General features: G+C 58.9%; 17 protein-coding genes. 8 read left to right on the top strand and 9 right to left on the bottom strand.

All coding sequences use genetic code 11. The features are described 5' to 3' along the window. Positions 1–48 precede the first annotated feature (48 nt). On the bottom strand, positions 49–222 hold the full coding sequence (locus tag ACQY8Q_RS13675; RefSeq protein WP_428427068.1) for a Flp family type IVb pilin: 174 nt from the start codon (positions 220–222) through the stop codon (positions 49–51). Between the two features lie 316 nt (positions 223–538). Here ACQY8Q_RS13675 and ACQY8Q_RS13670 point away from each other — a divergent pair, with 316 nt between their 5' ends. The 7 genes from ACQY8Q_RS13670 to ACQY8Q_RS13640 all read left to right on the top strand — a co-directional run bounded on the left by ACQY8Q_RS13670 (position 539) and on the right by ACQY8Q_RS13640 (position 6,155). Further along, positions 539–964: a pilus assembly protein N-terminal domain-containing protein gene (locus ACQY8Q_RS13670; RefSeq protein ID WP_428427067.1), complete on the top strand. Its 426-nt coding sequence runs from the start codon at positions 539–541 to the stop codon at positions 962–964. Positions 965–1,167: 203 nt separating this feature from the next. Next, positions 1,168–1,785: a TadE/TadG family type IV pilus assembly protein gene (locus ACQY8Q_RS13665; protein WP_428427066.1), complete on the top strand. Its 618-nt coding sequence runs from the start codon at positions 1,168–1,170 to the stop codon at positions 1,783–1,785. A gap of 19 nt (positions 1,786–1,804) precedes the next feature. Continuing rightward, complete coding sequence (locus ACQY8Q_RS13660) at positions 1,805–2,404, top strand: TadE/TadG family type IV pilus assembly protein (protein WP_428429781.1); 600 nt, start codon at positions 1,805–1,807, stop codon at positions 2,402–2,404. Between the two features lie 132 nt (positions 2,405–2,536). Next, on the top strand, positions 2,537–3,757 hold the full coding sequence (locus ACQY8Q_RS13655; RefSeq protein ID WP_428427065.1) for a phosphopentomutase: 1,221 nt from the start codon (positions 2,537–2,539) through the stop codon (positions 3,755–3,757). Then, positions 3,754–4,722, top strand: a complete 969-nt coding sequence (locus tag ACQY8Q_RS13650; RefSeq protein ID WP_428427064.1) for an adenosine deaminase — start codon at positions 3,754–3,756, stop codon at positions 4,720–4,722. Before ACQY8Q_RS13655 ends, ACQY8Q_RS13650 begins: the two co-directional genes overlap by 4 nt. A 108-nt stretch (positions 4,723–4,830) precedes the next feature. After that, positions 4,831–5,460, top strand: coding sequence for a uracil phosphoribosyltransferase (gene upp / locus ACQY8Q_RS13645; protein WP_428427063.1), 630 nt, complete (start codon positions 4,831–4,833; stop codon positions 5,458–5,460). Positions 5,461–5,639: 179 nt separating this feature from the next. Then, a complete protein-coding gene (locus ACQY8Q_RS13640; RefSeq protein ID WP_428427062.1) occupies positions 5,640–6,155 on the top strand; it encodes a retropepsin-like aspartic protease family protein in 516 nt (171 codons plus the stop codon). On the opposite strand, the gene deoA is transcribed toward ACQY8Q_RS13640, so the two are convergent. The 7 genes from deoA to ACQY8Q_RS13605 form a co-directional block, all read right to left on the bottom strand. Further along, positions 6,145–7,464 (bottom strand): thymidine phosphorylase, encoded by a 1,320-nt coding sequence (gene deoA / locus ACQY8Q_RS13635; protein ID WP_428427061.1) that lies wholly within the window; start codon positions 7,462–7,464, stop codon positions 6,145–6,147. The two genes, ACQY8Q_RS13640 and deoA, sit on opposite strands and share 11 nt — an antisense overlap. Beyond that, the gene (gene deoC / locus ACQY8Q_RS13630; RefSeq protein WP_428429780.1) at positions 7,461–8,234 is read right to left on the bottom strand and encodes a deoxyribose-phosphate aldolase; all 774 of its coding nucleotides are present in this window, start codon (positions 8,232–8,234) and stop codon (positions 7,461–7,463) included. The genes deoA and deoC overlap by 4 nt, the downstream gene beginning before the upstream one ends. 137 nt (positions 8,235–8,371) lie before the next feature. After that, on the bottom strand, positions 8,372–9,163 hold the full coding sequence (locus ACQY8Q_RS13625; RefSeq protein WP_428427060.1) for a purine-nucleoside phosphorylase: 792 nt from the start codon (positions 9,161–9,163) through the stop codon (positions 8,372–8,374). Further along, positions 9,160–9,552 (bottom strand): cytidine deaminase, encoded by a 393-nt coding sequence (locus ACQY8Q_RS13620; RefSeq protein ID WP_428427059.1) that lies wholly within the window; start codon positions 9,550–9,552, stop codon positions 9,160–9,162. The genes ACQY8Q_RS13625 and ACQY8Q_RS13620 overlap by 4 nt, the downstream gene beginning before the upstream one ends. A gap of 2 nt (positions 9,553–9,554) precedes the next feature. Next, positions 9,555–10,526, bottom strand: coding sequence for an ABC transporter permease (locus tag ACQY8Q_RS13615; RefSeq protein ID WP_428427058.1), 972 nt, complete (start codon positions 10,524–10,526; stop codon positions 9,555–9,557). A 3-nt stretch (positions 10,527–10,529) separates the two neighbouring features. Continuing rightward, positions 10,530–11,663: an ABC transporter permease gene (locus ACQY8Q_RS13610; protein ID WP_428427057.1), complete on the bottom strand. Its 1,134-nt coding sequence runs from the start codon at positions 11,661–11,663 to the stop codon at positions 10,530–10,532. Next, positions 11,660–13,195 carry an ABC transporter ATP-binding protein gene (locus ACQY8Q_RS13605; RefSeq protein ID WP_428427056.1) on the bottom strand — a complete coding sequence of 512 codons (1,536 nt, stop codon included), beginning with the start codon at positions 13,193–13,195 and terminating at the stop codon, positions 11,660–11,662. Before ACQY8Q_RS13605 ends, ACQY8Q_RS13610 begins: the two co-directional genes overlap by 4 nt. A gap of 277 nt (positions 13,196–13,472) precedes the next feature. Here ACQY8Q_RS13605 and ACQY8Q_RS13600 point away from each other — a divergent pair, with 277 nt between their 5' ends. After that, a complete protein-coding gene (locus ACQY8Q_RS13600) occupies positions 13,473–13,682 on the top strand; it encodes a SlyX family protein (RefSeq protein WP_428427055.1) in 210 nt (69 codons plus the stop codon). 84 nt (positions 13,683–13,766) lie between these two features. Here the strand turns inward: ACQY8Q_RS13600 and ACQY8Q_RS13595 are convergent, their stop codons facing one another. Then, complete coding sequence (locus tag ACQY8Q_RS13595) at positions 13,767–14,759, bottom strand: BMP family lipoprotein (protein ID WP_428427054.1); 993 nt, start codon at positions 14,757–14,759, stop codon at positions 13,767–13,769. Positions 14,760–15,050: the final 291 nt, after the last annotated feature.

Below are 15,050 nucleotides of genomic sequence, written 5' to 3'. Positions count from 1 at the left end.
GCCCTGTCACCAGAGGCAGCCTTTGATCAATATGCGGCAAATTCTATATTAAGGAGCCAGCGTCATCTTGGTGCTTAGAGCGGTGAACTGGCCGTTGATCTTGGTGCCGAGCGCCGTGGCACCGGTGATGAGGGCTACGGAGATCAGGGCGGCGATCAGGCCGTACTCGATAGCGGTCGCGCCAGACTCATCCTTCATGAAACGTGCAAAAATCTTGGTCATGGTATCTCTCCTACTTCACTTGTTTGTTCAGCACTTCCGCCAACTGTTTCCGTTGATCGGATGGCCAGAACCTACAGAACGTGAATTTCAATTCGCTTAAGGAAAAGAGTTACCGGCGCGTTAACAGTTGACCCCGGTTTTCCATGGTTAAAAACTCAACAACGTAAAGTATAAAATGCCATATTTTTGCGATCGTTCTTTAGAGTCCGCGATACAGGCATAGCGAACGCCTTTAAGCGTTGGCGATCGCAGCGATTTAACGCTTCATTCACCAAAACAGTGGATGCTATGAGTATCGCATCATCAGGAAACAGCCATGAATTTGCAAATCACAGCCATCGGCGTCCGGTTGCTGACTGCGGCCTTCGCAATTCTGGTTTCCATCGGTTCGTTTTCCGCGTCTCCGGCCCGTGCTGCCGATGAAATGCTGAACGTCTTCATGAACCAGGCGCGCGTGCTCAAACTCGACCGGCCGGTCAGCAAGGTCATCATCGGCAATTCTGACGTCGCCGATGCCACGGTTGCCGATGCAAAGACCATCGTGCTGACAGGGCGCTCTTTCGGAACGACGAACCTTGTCATTCTCGATATTGACGGAAATGCCATCGTCGACGAACGCATTCTGGTCTCAATCGACGAAGGAAATACCGTGCGTGTGTTTCGCCAGACAGTCCGCTCCGTATTGTCCTGCACACCCAACTGCGAAGAGCATGCAACGCAAAAGACGACTATTGCAAACTGAAGAGCCGCGTCACCGCGCAATGCGCGCGGACACGATGAGCACCAGAGATACAGATGTAGACCTCACGATAGGGGGCCAAATCTGGCCGCCAATCCTTATCATCTGGTAAGTGTTTCCATTCAAATTATTGTCGTCATTGCATACGAAATATCAACAGTCGCTTCCTAATATGCCTCATCCTAGGGCGCATTGCGGATGGCGAAATGTTCAACACACATAATGAAGATGTGACGGGCGGTCAGGTTGACGAGCCTGCGCAGAATAAACGCAATCGAGGCCTGCTCCGGCGTCTGTTCAAAGACAAATCCGGCACATCGGCAATTGAATTTGCGCTTCTCGCCCTGCCGTTCATGGTGGTCATTTTCGCCTCGCTCGAAACCTTTGCGGCATTCACGGGAGAGCAACTTCTCGCCAACGCCACGGAGACGATGGCCCGCAAGGTGCGAACCGGCGAGATCACCTCATCGACGTCCCAGGAAGACTTCCGCAAAGCCTTTTGCGCCGAGATTTCAGTTCTTATGACTTGCTCTGCAACCGAAGCCAAAACGCCATCGAAACTGTTTATCGATGTACGAAGCTTTGCGGATTTCTCCAAAATTCCAAGCACTCTGCCGCGGAAGAATGGTGATCTTGACACGAGCGGCTTTGCGTTTGCCCCAGGCGGGCCGACGACGATCACCATCGTGCGCGCCTACTATCGCTGGGAAGTCATCACCGATCTCGTGCGCCCCTACATCACCAATTTACGTCCTGCCGGTAGCAGCATGCCGAAAGACTATTTGATGGTGGCAACGGCCGCCTTCCGCACCGAAAGCTACTGAGGAACAAGCCATGAAGGCTATGCGATATCATAAAGCGTTGCTCTCCTTGAAACTGGACACTTTCAGCGCTTTTTGGCGTGACCGGAAAGGCACGGGCGCAATCGAGTTTGCCATCATCGCTCCCTTGCTGATCATGACCTATATCGGCTGTTTTGAAATCTCGGTCGGCTTCAACGTGTCCCGGAAAGTATCGCGCGCGTCTAGCACGGTCGCAGATGTGCTGACACAGATGGGAAACGTCGATAAAGCCAGTCTCGACGGGATGAAAGCCGTTGCAAAAAGCGTCATGTCACCATTCGAGTTGAATGACCAAGGATACACACTGAAAATGACCGGCATCAAGATGACCGGCCCAGGCGTCGGCGTCGTATCCTGGTCGTATGATCAGGCTGGCACTGCGCCCTATCAAGCTGGATCAAGCGTTAAAATGCCGAGCGATATTTCTGCCGTGAACACCTTCATTGTGCGATCGGAGCTGGTTGTTCCGCACGAAATACTGCTCTTTGCGCCGGGGCTCTCCAAAAGCACGGTGAATAGCATCAACATTTCCAACACCTCCTATTTCCGCCAGCGCATTGGCAGCGAAATAAAATGCAGTGACTGCCCAACCTTCAAATAAGAAGGTCACTGCCACGGCTTAACAGAAATCTCACAACCATTTGCAATATGCACGCCGTCAGAGTAATTCTGCGCACTTTCGCCTTCGCTGGGACTGCGTTGGATAAAGAGTTTTAGTTGTTCTGGGTGGTTCATGGCGCGTGCCTTTCTGTTCGTTCTTGATTCCTTCGGCATCGGCGGCGCGCCGGACGCGACCGAATTTGGCGATGATGGCGCCGATACACTTGGCCATATTGCCGAATTCTGCGCTGCCGGAGCTGGCGACAGGGCGGGGCTGCGGGATGGACCGCTGATGCTTCCCAACATGTCGGCACTCGGTCTGCTGCATGCTGCAAAACTTGCCAATAAACGCCTGCCTGCGGGCATGTCTCTGCCGGAGCGCGTGTTCGGGCTTTACGGCGCTGCAAGCGAAGTCTCGCGCGGCAAGGACACACCGTCAGGCCACTGGGAAATCGCCGGAACGCCCGTCACTTTCGATTGGGGCTATTTCCCTGCAGAAGGCGACGCCTTCCCGGCCGAACTGATCGAATCGATCTGCCGTGAAGGCGAAGTGCCTGGTATTCTTGGCAATTGCCATGCCTCGGGCACCGATATCATCGCCCAATATGGCGAAGAGCACATGCGGACAGGCAAGCCGATCTGCTACACGTCGTCGGACTCGGTTTTCCAGATCGCTGCACACGAACAGTCCTTCGGTCTCGAGCGGCTGCTCGAATTCTGCCAGACGGTCCGACGGCTGCTCGACGACTACAATATCGGCCGCGTCATTGCCCGGCCCTTCGTCGGCGCGACGCCCAAGGATTTCGTGCGCACCGGAAACCGACGCGACTATTCCGTGCTGCCGCCGGAACCGACGCTTCTCGACAGGCTGACGGAGGCGGGGCGCACCGTGCACGCTGTCGGCAAGATCGCCGACATCTTCGCCCATCAGGGCATCGGCCGGATGATCAAAGCGAATGGCAATATGGAGCTGTTCGAGGCGACGCTGAAAGCCATGGACGAAGCCGAAGACGGTGATCTTGTTTTCACCAATTTTGTCGATTTCGACATGCTCTACGGTCATCGCCGCGACGTGCCGGGTTATGCTGCCGCCCTTGAGGCCTTCGACCAGCGGCTGCCTGATCTGGACCGCAAGCTGAAACCCGGCGACATCGTCATCCTGACGGCCGACCATGGCTGCGATCCGACCTGGCGCGGCACCGACCATACCCGTGAACGCGTCCCGATCCTCGTCTTCGGTCCCGACATCCGCACCCGTTCGATCGGCGTGCTGCCAAGCTTTGCCTGGATCGGCGAGACGATTGCCAAACATCTGGGCCTTCCACCGGGCCTCCATGGGAGAAGTTTTCTGTGACCGCATATCTGAAAAAGGCCGAGCTGCATTGCCACATTGAGGGTGCGGCGCAACCGGCGCTCGCCCTGATCATGGCCAAGAAATATAATGTCGATATCGGCGGCATCATCAAGGACGGGGCGTATGTCTGGGCAAATTTCAGCGAATTCCTGAAATGCTATGACGCCGTTGCCGAGCTTTTCCGGACAGAAGAAGACTATGCGCTTCTGGCCGAGACCTATCTGACGGAGCTGGCAGCAGCTGGCGCGATCTACAGCGAGATCATCGTTTCCCCTGATCACGGCAATACGATCGGCAGCGGCAGCGACGCCTATATTCGCGGCCTTGCCGCCGGTATTGGCGCAGCCAAGGAAAAGACCGGCATCGAAGGCCGGATGATCATCACCATCATCCGGCATATGGGTCCGGAAGCGGCGGAGCGGACGGCGCTCTATGCGGCCAAGCGTGAACATCCGCTGGTCACCGGCTTCAACCTTGCCGGCGACGAGCGCATGCATACGGTCGCCGACTTCTCCCGTGCCTTCGATATCGCCCGGGATTGCGGGCTGGGCCTGACCATCCATGCCGGTGAGATGGCCGGTGCCTTCAGCGTCCGCGCTGCGCTCGATCACGTGCGGCCGTCACGCATCAGCCACGGTGTGCGTGCCATCGAGGACGCCGATCTCGTCAAGCGGATCGCCGATGAAGGCGTTGTGCTCGAAACGTGCCCAGGCTCCAACGTGTCCCTGCAGGTCTTTCCGGACTTTGCCTCGCATCCGCTACGTGCGCTTCATGAGGCCGGCTGCCGGGTGACGCTGAATTCGGACGATCCGCCGTTCTTTCATACGTCGCTGAAGCAGGAATACGAGATCGCTTCGCAGGTAATGGGTTTCTCCGATGAGCAGATCAACGGCATGACACGCACGGCGATCGAGGCCGCCTTTGTCGATGAGCCGACACGCGCGCGCTTGCTCGCTGCTCTTTAAGCCGCACGGGCTGGGGATGACGTGGTAAAGCAACGCTCAGGCCTTGCGGCATCTCGCCTTTCCGTGAAAAAAGGATTTAAAATCCAGATCCCGCAGGAGGGCTTGGCCATGGACGGCGTTACAGTCATCAATCACCCGCTTGTTCAACACAAGCTGACCATCATGCGCAAGAAGGAGACCTCGACAGCGGGGTTCCGCCGCTTGCTGCGCGAAATCTCCACGCTGCTCTGCTACGAGGTCACCCGCGACCTCGAGCTGACGATGGAAACCATCGAGACGCCGATGGAGACTATCCAGGCACCGGTTCTCGAAGGCAAGAAGCTGGTTTTCGCGTCCATCCTGCGTGCTGGTAACGGCCTGCTCGAAGGTATGCTGGAACTGGTCCCCTCCGCCCGCGTCTCGCATGTCGGCGTCTACCGTGACCATGAAACGCTGGAAGCCGTTGAGTACTATTTCAAGGCACCGGAAAGCCTGTCCGAACGGCTGGTGATCGTCGTCGATCCGATGCTGGCGACCGGCAATTCCTCGATTGCCGCCATCGACAAGCTGAAGGAGCGCGGCGCGAAGAACCTGCGCTTCCTCTGCCTGCTGGCCGCCCCGGAGGGCATCAAGAATTTTCAGGCGGCCCATCCGGATGTGCCGATCTTCACCGCATCGATCGACAGCCATCTCAACGAGCAGGGCTATATCGTGCCCGGTCTCGGCGATGCCGGTGACCGGATGTACGGCACGAAGTAAGGTCAAACGGCCGGTCTGACACATTCTCGACAGGCAGCCGGCCGAACAGAAACTTGCCAGTTCCTTAACCAGTTTCCCAACTCTGCACGTAGCCGCCGGAAAACCCGGCGGCTTTTTGCATCCTGTTAGTAGGCCTCGTGCTTAACTGCGGATAATTTTCTTGGTGTGGAGTATGATCAATGCTGGTTCGTATGGCTGTCTTTGCCGGAGGCATCGTTGCCGCCGCCATGGTGCTGCCGGGCCTTGCCACGTCCTATCTTGCGCGTCCGCAGACCGACGCTCCGGCCGAAACCACCCAGGCCAGTCCGGCGAAGTATGCCAGCAGCAAGGGTGTCATCATGCAACCGGGTCCAGGGGGACATTTCCTCGGTACCTTCACCATCAATGGACGCAAGGCCGATGGTATGGTCGATACCGGTGCCAGCATGATCGCCATCAATATATCGACGGCGCGGAGACTGGGCATTTCGACAGGATCCCTCTCCTTCAATGCCAGAGCCAATACCGCAAACGGCGTCGTCAAGGGCGCTACCGTCATGCTCGATCGCGTCGAGATTGGTACGATTACCGTCAAGGACGTCGAGGCGATGGTTTTGCCCGACAAATCGCTGTCGGGCATGCTGGTCGGCATGAGTTTTCTCAACAAGCTCTCGTCCTACCGGGTCGAGAACGGGGCGTTGCACCTTACCCGCTGATTTTGGAAACAATCACCGGTCGCTCAGGCAACGCGTCGTCACCGATCGTATAGATGTGCTGCAGGCGGGCGCGCGCCTTCAACGCCTGATCCTCGTTCGGCGCATGGACAAAAGCGAAGGGCTCGCCCTTTTCGACCTTGCTTCCAAGCGGTTTCAGACTGCTGAAGCCGACCCGGTGATCGATGGCTTCGTCCGGCCTTGTGCGACCGCCACCGAGTGCAATGACTTCCATCCCGACATCGCGGGCATTGCAGGATTGAAGATAACCGTCACGTGTCGCTTCGACGGGGAGAATGACCGGCGCCTTGACCAGATAGGCCAGCGGACGTTCGATGAAATCACCCGGCCCGCCCAGCATATGGACCATGCGGCCAAAGCGCTCCAGCGCAGCACCCGACTGCAATACCCGCCGGGCAAGATCGGCGCCCTCCGTGGGGCTGGCTGCAAAACCGGAGGTCATCAGCATTTCGGCAGCAAAGGTCATCACCACGGCTTCCAGGCGGGTTCCAGCTTTTTCTCCACGCAGAAAGGCGACGCAGTTTTCGATTTCAACGGCATTGCCGGCCGCATCCGCCAGCGGCTCGTTCATGTCGGTGATCAGCGCCGTCGTCTTCACGCCCGCACCATTGGCGACGCCAACCAGCGAACGGGCCAGCGTCTCAGCCTCCTCCAGTCCGACCATGAAGGCGCCATTGCCGATCTTGACGTCGAGCACCAGCGACTGCAGGCCGGCGGCGAGTTTCTTCGACAGGATCGAGGCGGTGATCAGCGGTACGGAATCGACCGTCGCCGTCACGTCACGAATGGCGTAAAGCCGCCGGTCGGCAGGCGCGAGGTCGGCAGTCTGGCCGATAATGGCGCAACCTGCTTTCTGAACGGTCCGGCGAAACAGTGCTTCGGACGGCTTGATATCGTAGCCCGGGATCGATTCCAGCTTGTCGAGCGTGCCGCCGGTATGACCGAGGCCCCGGCCGGAAATCATCGGCACGGCAAGCCCGCATGCGGCAACGATCGGTGCGAGCATCAGGGAGACATTGTCGCCAACGCCGCCGGTCGAGTGCTTGTCGGCGATAGGGTGGCCGATATCCGCCCAGGATAGCACATCGCCGCTGTCGCGCATGGCAAGCGTCAGCGCCACGGTTTCCTCAAGGCTCATGCCGGAGAACCACACAGCCATGGCGAAGGCCGCCACCTGTCCCTCGGAGATCGATCCATCCGTCAGGCCACGGATAAAGCTGGCGATATCCACTGTGTCCAGCGCTTCACCGTTCCGCTTTCGCCGGATGACCTCCTGCGGGATCATGATCAATAGGCCGTCGCGCCAGCGACAGGCTCGCGGCCATCAAGCACCGACAGGATATCGCCGAGCAGGCCGGAGGCACCGAAGCGGAACGTCGATGGCATCGGCCAGTCCGGGCTATGGATCGTGGCGGCAAGGTTGAGGTAGAGGCGGGCGTCACCGACGGTGCGCACGCCTCCGGCCGGCTTGAAGCCAACCTTGCGGCCGCTTTCGCGGATGCAGGTCAGCATGATATCCGCAGCCTCCAGCGTCGCGTTGACAGCGACCTTGCCTGTCGATGTCTTGATGAAATCGGCGCCTTCCTGGATGGCGATGTGGGACGCATTGCGGATCAGGCCACGATCCTTCAATTCTCCAGCTTCCAGAATGGTCTTCAGCAGGACGGGCGCCGGGCAAGCCTTCCTTACCTCGGAAATCATCGTGCGCACGGCCTGTTCGTCGCCCGCCATGAAGGCGCGATAGGGGATGACCAGATCGATCTCGTCGGCGCCATCGGCAATCGCCTGCTGCGTTTCAGCGACGACGGTTTCAACCGGCAGTTCACCGGAGGGGAAATTGACCACGGTGGCAATCTTCACTGCGCTGTTGGCCCCAAGAATTTCGCGCGCCTGAGCGACGAAACGCGGCCAGATGCAGATAGCCGCGGTATGTCCATGCGGCGTGCGTGCAGAAGCGCAGAGTTTGACAATCGCCTCCGGCGTGCAGTCGTCCGTCAGGTCGGTGAGATCCAGTAAGGACAGCGCAAGGGCGGCTATCTGACGATTGGAAGCTTCGAGCATCATGGGGTCCGTCCATTTCTAGATCGCGATCAATCGTGAGCGGAGCTGCGGCCGGTCACGAACGGTTGTTCTATACGCTTGAGACGGTCGCGCAAACCCGTCTTGCGCGCTGCCAGAGGCGCGAAAGCCTGATCAGCCTATGCCGAAATCATTTCTGCAAGGATTGAAGCCAGCCGCCGGCCGCCGATGGGGGCCATGTCCTTGGTCTCGTGATGACTGAGTTCGCCACCTGTCATGCCCGCACCGAAATTGGTGATGACGGAGGCGGCGGCAACCTTCAGGCCGAAGAACCGGGCGAGAATGACTTCCGGCACGGTCGACATCCCCACCGCATCGGCGCCGAGAATGCGGGCCATGCGGATTTCCGCCGGTGTTTCGAAATTCGGGCCGGAAAACCACATATAGACGCCGGAACCGAGCGGAATATCCAGTTTGATCGCTGCGGCGCGCATGCGCTCCGTCAATTCCGGATCATAGGCTGATGTCAGGCCGACGAAACGGTCGTCGCTGTCAAGGCCGATCAGCGGGCTGGTGCCGGAGAAATTGATGTGATCGGTGATCTGCATCACCGAGCCCGGCGGCAGGTCTTCGCGCAACGAGCCTGCGGAGTTGGTGAGAATCAGCGTCTCGACGCCCAGTGCCTTCAGCGTTTCGATCGGCGTGCGCATCGCATTGGCATCACCCCGTTCATAGAAATGCACCCGGCCGGACAGAACGATCACCGGGGCGCCGCCGATTTTACCTGCTACCAGTTCACCGGCATGGCCCGATACGGCGCTGACCGGAAAGCCTGGAATGTCGGCATAGGAAATCCGTACGGGATCAGCCACAGCTTCGACCAGCGATCCGAGGCCGGAGCCGAGCACGATGCCGTAACTGGGCGACAGGCCGGCAAGCCTGGCCTTCAGCATATCCGCAGCGGCCGTCATCCGAGGATCTCGGTTTCGAAGGAATGCGGCAGCAAGTCCGAGAGAGCGAGTGTCTTCTTTACGCCGGTCTCGTCGCAGAGATAGATGCGGGTGCTGGCGCCGGAAAACTCGGCAAGCCGCTGACGACAGCCCCCACAGGGCGGGCAAAGAGCCAGTTTCTCGGCAATGACGGCGACCTCGAGGATCTTGCGCTGGCCGGCCATGACCATATGGCTGATCGCCGTCGTTTCGGCGCACCAGCCCTCCGGAAAGGACAGGTTCTCGATATTGGCGCCCGTATAGATCTGGCCATCCTCGGCGCGGATGGCAGCGCCGACAGGGAATTTCGAATAGGGCGCATGGGCTTTCGCCATGGCCTTGCGGGCTGCCTCGAAAAGTTCGTTTTCCATGGTCAGCGCTCCTTCACATAGGGTACACCACCTGCCTTGGGCGGGATCGCCTTGCCGATGAAACCAGCAAGCAGGATGACCGTGAGGATATAGGGCAGTGCCTGCATCAATTGTACCGGCACCTGACCGATCAGCGGCAACGGATTGCCCTGCAGACGAATGGCAAAGGCATCAAGGAAGCCGAACAGCAAACAGGCCAGCATGATATTCAGCGGGCGCCACTTGGCAAAGATCAACGCGGCAAGCGCGATATAGCCCTTGCCCGCCGTCATACCCTTGACGAACCCGGCGCTCATGGCGAGCGACAGATAGGCCCCCGCAAAGCCGCAGAGAATGCCGCAGCAGATCACCGCCCGGTAGCGCAGCCAGATCACCGAAATACCGGCGGTATCGACGGCACTCGGATTTTCGCCGACGGCGCGAAGGCGCAGGCCGAAGCGGGTGCGGTAAAGGATCCACCAGCTGAACGGCACCAGCGCGAAGGCGACATAGGTCAGGATGAAATGGCCGGATAGCAATTCGGAATAGATCGGCCCGAGAAACGGCACGTCCCTGACTGCATCGGCAAACGGCAGGGTCACCGTCTGGAAGCGGGCATCGCCGGAAAGGGCCGGCGTGCGGCCGCCCTGGCGGAACCAGGCTTCGCCGAGAATGACTGTGGAACCCGCAACGATGAAGTTGATGGCAACGCCGGAGACGATCTGGCTGCCGCGCTGGGTGATCGAGGCATAGCCATGCACCAGCGACAGCAGCACGGAGATGAGGACGGCGGCCAACAGGCCCATCATCACATTGCCGGTGACGGCAGCGACGGCACCGGCGGCAAAGGCGGCGCCGAGCATCTTGCCTTCAAGGCCGATGTCGAACACCCCTGCCCGCTCGGTGAACAGGCCAGCGAGCGCTGCGAAAATCAGCGGAACGGAAACGCGGATGGTCGATTCAAGGATCGCGATGATCGTGTGGAAAAGATCCATGGCTCAGGCTCCCCTTGTCTGCGCGGCGGCTACAGAGCGGCGGCCGATACTGGCGAAGGCGCGGCCGATGGCCGGGCGGAACATGTTTTCGAGCGCCCCGGCAAAGAGGATGACCAGACCCTGGATGATGACGATCATGTCACGCGAGATGGCCGGCATTTCAAACGAGATCTCGGCGCCGCCCTGATAGAGCATACCGAACAGGACAGCGGCCGGAATGATACCGGCCGGATGCGACCGGCCCATGAGCGCCACCGCGATGCCGACGAAACCGGCACCCTGCACGAAGTCCAGCTGCATGCGGTATTGCTCACCCATGATCGGATTGAGCGCCATCATGCCGGCGAGACCACCGGAGATCATCATGACGATGATGGTCATGCGAGCCTCACCGATGCCGGCATAGCGCGCCGCCGACGGGCTGTGGCCCATGGTCCGCATTTCGTAGCCGAGCTTGGTGCGCCAGATCAGCACCCAGACCCCGAAGGCTGCGAGAAGAGCCAAAAGGAAGGAGACATTGAACGGCGAATTACCGAGATTGAGCCCGAAGATCGACATCAACCAGTCCAGCTTCGGCAGCTGCCCGCCCGCCTCGAAGGTGCGGGTCTGCGGCGCCATCTGGCCGAGCGGCTTCAGCACCTTGGTCAAGAGATAGACCATGAGGCTGGAGGCGATGAAATTGAACATGATGGTGGTGATGACCACGTGGCTGCCGCGCTTGGCCTGCAGCCAGCCGGGCAGGAAGGCCCACATCGCGCCAAAAGCGGCCGAACCGATGATTGCCAGCGGGAACACCACGAACCAGGGCATGGTCTTGTCGAGCCAGAGACAGGCAAGGGCCACGCCGATGCCACCAATATAGGCCTGACCTTCGCTGCCGATATTGAATAGGCCAGCATGGAAGGCAACGGCAACCGACAGGCCGGTGAAGATGAAGGTCGTGGCGTAATACAGCGTGAAGCCGATATATTCGCCCCGGCCAAAGGCGCCGTTGATCATGTGATAGGCGGCCTTCAGCGGATTTTCGCCGACCAGAAGCACGACGAGACCAGCCACCATGAAGGCGACGATCAGGTTGACCAGCGGGATCAGGCCGTATTCGGCCCAGGCCGGCAGTTTTGCGTATGGATTGCTCATTCGGCGGCCTCCTTGCGGCCTTCGACACCGGCCATCAACAGGCCGAGTTCCCCTTCGGTCGCATCAGGATCGCGCTCGCCGACGACACGGCCGGCAAACATGACGATGATACGGTCGGACAGGGCGCGGATTTCATCGAGTTCGACGGAGACAAGCAGGACAGCCATGCCCTGATCCCGCATTTCGATGATCCGCTTGTGGATGAATTCGATGGCGCCGACATCGACGCCGCGCGTCGGCTGGCCGATGATCAAAACGTCCGGCCCACGCTCCATTTCGCGCGCTAAAACGATCTTTTGCTGGTTGCCGCCGGAGAAATTTGCCGTTTTCAGCCGCGGATTAGGCGGTCTGATATCGTATTTCTTGATCTTTTCCTCGGCATCCGCCTGGATTGCCTTGGTGTTGAGGAAGACACCCTTGAGATAACGCTTGTCGTGGTGATAGCCGAGAATACCGTTTTCGGCCTCTTCGAATTTCAGCACGAGACCGACATGGTGGCGGTCTTCAGGCACATGCGCGAGACCCCTGTCGCGCAGGTCGCGCGGATCGACATGGGCGGTGACATCGATCGGCTGGCCATTGAGCAGCACCTTGCCGCCGAGCGCCCTGCGGATACCGGAGATCGCTTCCAGCAGTTCGGACTGGCCGTTGCCCGCCACACCCGCAATGCCGACGATTTCGCCGGCGCGCAGGTTGAAGGAGACGTTGTCGACCATGGTGACGCCACGGCCATCGCGCACCGTCAGGTTTTCGACCGCGAGCTTCACTTCACCCGGATTGGCAGCGCCCTTTTCGACCCGCAGCAATACGCGGCGGCCGACCATCAGTTCGGCCAGTTCCTCGACCGAGGTTTCCTTGGTCTTGCGGGTCGCCACCATCTCGCCGCGGCGCATGACGGAGACCTCGTCGGTGATTGCCATGATCTCGCGCAGCTTGTGGGTGATGAAGATGATCGTCTTGCCCTGGTCCTTCAGCTGGCCAAGGATGCGGAACAGGTGATCGGCCTCGGGCGGCGTCAGCACACCCGTCGGCTCGTCTAGAATGAGGATATCGGCCTTGCGGTAGAGGGCCTTGAGGATTTCGACGCGCTGCTGCAGCCCGACCGGCAATTGCTCGATCAGCGCATCCGGATTGACCTCCAGCGCATATTCCTTTTCCAGCCGCTTCAGCTCGACGCGGGCCTTGGAAATGCTGGTATTAAGGATCTGGCTCTCTTCGGCACCGAGCATGACATTCTCAAGCACGGTAAAATTCTCGACCAGCATGAAATGCTGGTGGACCATGCCGATGCCGCTGGCGATCGCCGCGTTCGGATCCTTGATCGTCACGATATTGCCGTCGATGATGATATCGCCTCTGTCGGCCTGGTAGAAGCCGTAGAGAATCGACATCAGCGTCGACTTGCCGGCGCCGTTTTCACCGATAATGCCGTGAATGGTGCCCTTGCGGACGGTCAGGTTGATATTCTTGTTGGCATGGACAAGGCCGAAGCTCTTGTCGATGCCACGCAACTCGATGGCAATATCGCTCATATTGACCCATGTTCCCCAAGTCGGCCCGGTTATCTCCGCTTTGACAGCGGTAGCCCGGGCATCGATTTTTTTACCAGTTGGTATAAGTTTAGCATCGAATTCCGGACACGTAAGTCAGAAAATCAAAAGCGCGTCTACTCTTCCCAGTTCATTCTGGAGAGTCCAGCGCGATTTACGCACTTCCGGGCGAAACGCAATATAGCCGTGCCGCAGACTGTATCGATCATGTGGATATGATAGGGACATCCCACATAAATGGCCGCCTTAAGGAAAAACCATGAACAATGACAGCGAGCGGATCACCCGGCTTGAGGAAACGATCGCGCATCAGGCACAGACGATCGAGGAACTGTCTGATCAATTGACGCAACAGTGGACGGTGGTCGAACAGGTCCGGGCCAAGCTCGACCGGCTGACCGAGCGCTTCCTCAGCCTTGAGGAACAGAGCATCGACGCGCCGGCGAATACCCGGCCGCCGCATTACTGAAGCCGGCTATTCAACTGCCGCCGAATGCACAAAAAAGCCGCCGGCCCGAGGGACCGGCGGCTTTTTTCATTCAATTACTCAGGATCAATAGGGGCAGGCTTCATCCGACATGTAGTCGTGAACCTGGACTGTACCGGCAATGATGTCGGCCTTGACCTTGTCAACTGCGGCCAGCATTTCAGGCGTGATCAGCGCCTTGTTGTTGTCGTCGAGAGCAAAGCCGACGCCGTCTTCCTTGAGGCCGAGGTTTGACGCGCCGAATTCGAACTTGTCGTCCTTGGCGGCCTTGAAGGCTTCGTAGACAGCAACGTCAACGCGCTTCAGCATCGAGGTCAGAACCTTGCCAGGCTGAAGGGCGTTCTGATTGCTGTCGACGCCAATGCCGAGCTTGCCAGCGTCCGCAGCCGCCTGCAGCACGCCAACGCCGGTACCGCCGGCGGCGTGATAGACGACGTCAGAACCCTGATCCATCTGCGACTTGGCGATTTCGCCGCCCTTGACCGGATCGTTCCAGGCATCCGGCGTCGTGCCGGTATAGGCTTCAAGCACTTTGACGTCAGGACCGGTAGACTTGGCGCCACCGATGTAGCCACAGGCGAATTTGTGGATCAGCGGGACATCCATGCCGCCAACGAAACTGACGGTCTTCGACTTGGAGGCGAGCGCAGCAAGAACGCCGACGAGATACGAGCCTTCCTGTTCCTTGAAGACGATCGACTTGACATTCGGCTTGTCAACGACGGTGTCGATGATGGCGAACTTCGTGTCCGGGTATTCAGCCGACAGCTTTTCGAGCGGCGGCGCCCAGTTGAAACCGACAACCACGATCGGGTTGTTGCCGTCACCGGCGAAACGACGCAGTGCCTGCTCGCGCTGGGCGTCGTTGCTGATTTCGAACTCGCGGTATTCAATGCCGGTTTCGGTCTTGAACTTTTCCGCGCCGTTGAAGGCTGCTTCGTTGAAGGATTTGTCGAACTTGCCGCCGAGATCGAAAATCAGCGCTGGCTTAATGTCGGCGGCGAGCGCCGTGGCCGACATCATCGATAAAGCAAAGAGACCGAGGAGGGTTTTTTTCATTGTGCAGCCCTGTTGTTGCTATTGATCTTGTTGGGTCCTCCCGCAAGCTCCTCTGTGGGAGCATGTCTGCGGAACCACCACTCCCTTTTTGGGGATGTCTGGCTGGCGCGCATCCTTACATGCCTCAAATCAAAATTCACCCGAAATTTTTCAATTGGTAAAAAAAGGTAAACGGCTCAAAAAACCGGCAAAATCATCGGCTTTACGAGCAAAGCGGCGGCATTGTTTGTGCAACGACCATCGGCACCGAACACGGAAGGGGTCGCGGCAGCGGTGCACCGCGACCCTCCA

The sequence above is a fragment of the Pararhizobium sp. genome (assembly GCF_965279435.1).
GTDB lineage: Bacteria > Pseudomonadota > Alphaproteobacteria > Rhizobiales > Rhizobiaceae > Pararhizobium.
Note: the sequence above shows the minus strand (reverse complement) of the source record. Positions and strands in the feature narration are given on the sequence as shown.

What these genes read in the sequence shown, in the direction of transcription:
- upp (WP_428427063.1), top strand. Translation starts at nt 4,831, where the DNA reads ATGGACGGCGTTACAGTCATCAATCACCCGCTTGTTCAACACAAGCTG.
- ACQY8Q_RS13610 (WP_428427057.1), bottom strand. Translation starts at nt 11,663, where the DNA reads ATGAGCAATCCATACGCAAAACTGCCGGCCTGGGCCGAATACGGCCTG.
- ACQY8Q_RS13625 (WP_428427060.1), bottom strand. Translation starts at nt 9,163, where the DNA reads ATGACGGCCGCTGCGGATATGCTGAAGGCCAGGCTTGCCGGCCTGTCG.
- ACQY8Q_RS13670 (WP_428427067.1), top strand. Translation starts at nt 539, where the DNA reads ATGAATTTGCAAATCACAGCCATCGGCGTCCGGTTGCTGACTGCGGCC.
- ACQY8Q_RS13655 (WP_428427065.1), top strand. Translation starts at nt 2,537, where the DNA reads ATGGCGCGTGCCTTTCTGTTCGTTCTTGATTCCTTCGGCATCGGCGGC.
- ACQY8Q_RS13615 (WP_428427058.1), bottom strand. Translation starts at nt 10,526, where the DNA reads ATGGATCTTTTCCACACGATCATCGCGATCCTTGAATCGACCATCCGC.
- ACQY8Q_RS13660 (WP_428429781.1), top strand. Translation starts at nt 1,805, where the DNA reads ATGCGATATCATAAAGCGTTGCTCTCCTTGAAACTGGACACTTTCAGC.
- ACQY8Q_RS13605 (WP_428427056.1), bottom strand. Translation starts at nt 13,195, where the DNA reads ATGAGCGATATTGCCATCGAGTTGCGTGGCATCGACAAGAGCTTCGGC.
- ACQY8Q_RS13640 (WP_428427062.1), top strand. Translation starts at nt 5,640, where the DNA reads ATGCTGGTTCGTATGGCTGTCTTTGCCGGAGGCATCGTTGCCGCCGCC.
- ACQY8Q_RS13600 (WP_428427055.1), top strand. Translation starts at nt 13,473, where the DNA reads ATGAACAATGACAGCGAGCGGATCACCCGGCTTGAGGAAACGATCGCG.
- deoC (WP_428429780.1), bottom strand. Translation starts at nt 8,234, where the DNA reads ATGCTCGAAGCTTCCAATCGTCAGATAGCCGCCCTTGCGCTGTCCTTA.
- ACQY8Q_RS13620 (WP_428427059.1), bottom strand. Translation starts at nt 9,552, where the DNA reads ATGGAAAACGAACTTTTCGAGGCAGCCCGCAAGGCCATGGCGAAAGCC.
- ACQY8Q_RS13665 (WP_428427066.1), top strand. Translation starts at nt 1,168, where the DNA reads ATGTTCAACACACATAATGAAGATGTGACGGGCGGTCAGGTTGACGAG.
- ACQY8Q_RS13595 (WP_428427054.1), bottom strand. Translation starts at nt 14,759, where the DNA reads ATGAAAAAAACCCTCCTCGGTCTCTTTGCTTTATCGATGATGTCGGCC.
- ACQY8Q_RS13675 (WP_428427068.1), bottom strand. Translation starts at nt 222, where the DNA reads ATGACCAAGATTTTTGCACGTTTCATGAAGGATGAGTCTGGCGCGACC.